General features: G+C 75.7%; 1 pseudogene. It reads right to left on the reverse strand.

Going from position 1 to position 748, the window contains the following annotated elements:
- Positions 1-742, reverse strand: a pseudogene (locus tag AC27IO_RS25020) (ComEC/Rec2 family competence protein); the annotation flags it as partial.
- Positions 743-748: the final 6 nt, after the last annotated feature.

Here is a 748-nt window from a genome sequence, read left to right on the forward strand (position 1 = left end):
CCACCACCTCCGGCGCGGGGTGGCCGAATCGGTTGCGGTAGCCGGCCTGCACCAGCGCGGTGCGGGGCCGGGCCGCATCCAGCAGCGCGGGCGTGGAAGACGTCTTGCTGCCGTGGTGCGGCACCAGCAGCACATCGACCGGCGCGATGGCGCCACGCGCCACCAGCGCGGCCTCCTGCGCCTGCTCGATGTCGCCCACCAGCAGCGCGGACGGCGCGGCGCCCTGCCCCGAGGTGCCTTGCGGCGCCGGCGCGGCCGTGATCTGCAGCACGCAGCTCAGGGTGTTGGGCCGCACGGCAGGCCGGGGCCCGTCGGATGGCAGCGATGCCTGCGCCTGCGCCTCCAGCGGGTGCAGCACCTCGAACAGCACGCCGTCCCAGGCCCACCGCTGGCCCGACAGGCACGGCGCCGCGGGGCGCAGTTGCTGCAGGGCGTGCTCATTCTCGATCGAACCCATGAGCCCCGCCTGCGGCTGCTGCGCCAGCACGGCGGCGGCCCCGCCGGTGTGGTCGGTGTCGCGGTGGCTCAGCATCAGCAGGTCGATGCGCTCGCCCATGCTGCGCAGCAGCGGCACCAGCACGCGGTCGCCCGCATCGCTGTCCAGCCCATAGCGGGGCCCCGCGTCGTACAGCATGGCGTGGCGCGCGGTGCGCACCAGCACGGCCTGGCCCTGCCCCACGTCGGCGGCCAGCAGGTCGAACTGGCCCGGCGGCGGGCGGTGCGGCTGCCACCACAGCACGGGGGATCA

The sequence above is a fragment of the Acidovorax sp. KNOB132 genome, from assembly GCF_057541515.1.